The following is a 2,273-nucleotide window of genomic DNA, read 5'->3' as shown; positions in this document are numbered from 1 at the left end:
GCAGGCCCCGCGGACGGCAGTGCAGGCCAGCAGCAGCCCAGCGGCAGGCCAGCGGCAGGCCAGCGGCAGGCCAGCCCCATCGCGACGGCGGGCCCCGGTCACGGGGGCCCGCCGTCGCGCGTAGTCTCGGGTGCCATGAGCGCAGAGCCCACCCCCACCGAGCCGCCCGCCGCGGTCGCCGCCGCCCCCGAGCGCGAGGTGCTCACCTGGACCCTGCTGCCGGTCGCGATCCGCGAGCTGGCGCAGCAGGTCGTCGACAGCGGGTTCCTGCCCGACGTCGTGATCGCCGTCGCCCGCGGCGGCCTCGTGCCCGGCGGCGCCATGGCGTACGCCCTGGGCACCAAGGGCGTCGGCACGATGAACGTCGAGTTCTACACCGACATCGGCAAGACCCTCGACGACCCCCGCGTGCTGCCGCCCCTCATGGACACGTCCGAGCTGCCGGGCTCCAAGGTGCTCGTCGTGGACGACGTCGCCGACTCCGGGCGCACCCTCGCGCTCGTCATGGACATGCTGGCGGAGCAGGGTGCCGACGCCCGGTCCGTGGTGCTCTACACCAAGCCCCGCACGATCATCCGGCCGGACTACTCCTGGCGCGACACCGACCTGTGGATCACGTTCCCCTGGTCCGCCGACCCGCCGGTGACGGGCGCGCACTCGGCCGACGTCTGAGGGTCGTCATGCCGCGCGGGCGAACAGCTCGCGCGCACGGTCGACGACGAGATCCGGGCGGTCGTCGACCATGAAGTGCGAGACGCCGGGGAGCACGTCGACGGTGAGGTCGTCGGCGTGCTCCTCGTACCCGCCGAGCAGCGCGGGGTCGCTGAGGATGTCGTTCTCGCCGAGGAGCGCGACGGCCGGCGTGCTCAGGTGCTGGTCGCGGTACGCGCCGCGCAGCACGGCCCGCAGCTCGCGGCGGACGAACTCCCGGCAGAGCGCGGACCCGGCCCGTGCCCGCGCGGGCTGCCGCAGCGGCGCCACGTAGGCCTCGACGTCGGCGTCGGTCATCACCGGCCGGTCGTCGCCGTACGCCTGCAGCAGGTGGCGGGGCAGCCGTTGCCTGCCCCGCGACAGCGCGCGCGGCCCGGTCATCCGCGAGGCGATGACCACCTGGAACCAGGTGTGGCGCAGCATGAGCAGCAGCCGTGGGTCGAACCGCAGCCACAGGTGGGGCACCCCCATGCTCAGCAGCGACGCCGCGCGGTCGGGGTGCTCGAGGCACAGGTGGAAGCCGACGATCGCGCCCCAGTCGTGGGCGACGACGTGCACCCGGTCGAGGCCCAGCGCGTCGAGCAGGCCGACGACGTCCGCCAGGAGCCGGTCGTGCGTGTAGCCGTCCGGCGGGGCGTCGGTCCAGCCGGCCCCGCGCAAGTCCGGGCACACGACGTGATGATCGGCCGCGAGGGGACCGATCGCCCCGCGCCACTCCCACCAGTGCTCCGGGAACCCGTGGAGCAGCAGCACCGGGTCACCGGCGCCCTGCTCGACCACGTGCATCGCGAGCCCGTCGACGTCCACCCACCGATGGGTGACACCGGCGAGCTCGGGCATCGGCACCTCGGCCGACGTCTCGCTCACCACGTTCTCGTCCATCCCTCGACGGTACTACGTTCGTAGTGTCACGTCACTAGATCTGTAGTAATGGGGGCTAGGGTGACGTCGTGACCGTCCCCCTCCCGCCCCGACGCCGCGCGCTCGACGCGGCCGTGGACCTGCTCGGCACCGAGGGGCTCCGCGCCCTCACGCACGGGAAGGTTGACGAGCGCGCCGGACTCCCCCGCGGCTCGACGTCGAACTACTTCCGCACCCGCGCCGCCCTGCTGGCCGGCGTCGCCGACGAGCTCGCCGCCCGCGACCTGGCGGGGTTGTCCGCCGCGCCGGAGCCCCGGTCGACGGCCGACCTGGTCGACATGCTGTGCGCCGGCTTCGCGCAGGCGACCGGCCCCGACCGCGCCGCCACCACCGCACGCCTCGTCCTCTTCCTCGAGGCGAGCCACGACCCCGACCTGCGGGTGCGCGTCAACCGCGGCCGCGAGGCGCTCCTCGACTGGGGCGAGCGGATGGTGGGCCGGCTCGGCGCGGCCGACGCGCGCGCGGCGATGGTCGCCGTCTCCGGCGCGTACGAGGGCCTGCTGCTGCACGCGATCTCCCGCCACGACCCGACCGACCCGCGCCCCACCCTCGAGCTCGTCGTCGGCGCCGCCCTGGGCACCGCGAGATAGAGAACCCGGACTCGCGAGATAGAGAGGGGACGGACCGTAGTGGCTACGGTC

The 2,273-nt window shown here is 74.3% G+C and carries 3 protein-coding genes; 2 read left to right on the top strand and 1 reads right to left on the bottom strand.

The window, feature by feature from the left end; translation table 11 throughout:
- The first annotated feature begins 135 nt into the window (after nt 1–135).
- Entirely contained in the window at nt 136–672 is a 537-nt protein-coding gene (locus tag ACFUVW_RS20625; RefSeq protein WP_430573160.1) for a phosphoribosyltransferase, read from the top strand.
- Nucleotides 673–678: 6 nt separating this feature from the next.
- Here the strand turns inward: ACFUVW_RS20625 and ACFUVW_RS20620 are convergent, their stop codons facing one another.
- The gene (locus ACFUVW_RS20620; protein ID WP_430573159.1) at nt 679–1,593 is read right to left on the bottom strand and encodes an alpha/beta fold hydrolase; all 915 of its coding nucleotides are present in this window, start codon (nt 1,591–1,593) and stop codon (nt 679–681) included.
- 68 nt (nt 1,594–1,661) lie between these two features.
- Here ACFUVW_RS20620 and ACFUVW_RS20615 point away from each other — a divergent pair, with 68 nt between their 5' ends.
- Entirely contained in the window at nt 1,662–2,222 is a 561-nt protein-coding gene (locus tag ACFUVW_RS20615) for a TetR/AcrR family transcriptional regulator (protein ID WP_430573158.1), read from the top strand.
- Nucleotides 2,223–2,273 lie beyond the last annotated feature (51 nt).

Origin of the sequence: Isoptericola sp. NPDC057391 (assembly GCF_042668085.1) — a bacterium.
Taxonomy (GTDB): Bacteria; Actinomycetota; Actinomycetes; order Actinomycetales; family Cellulomonadaceae; genus Isoptericola.
The sequence above is the reverse complement of the archived record's forward strand: the minus strand, read 5'-3'. Positions and strand labels throughout refer to the sequence as shown.

Coding starts and splice junctions, on each gene's coding strand:
- ACFUVW_RS20625 (WP_430573160.1), top strand. CDS start 136: ATGAGCGCAGAGCCCACCCCCACCGAGCCGCCCGCCGCGGTCGCCGCC.
- ACFUVW_RS20620 (WP_430573159.1), bottom strand. CDS start 1,593: ATGGACGAGAACGTGGTGAGCGAGACGTCGGCCGAGGTGCCGATGCCC.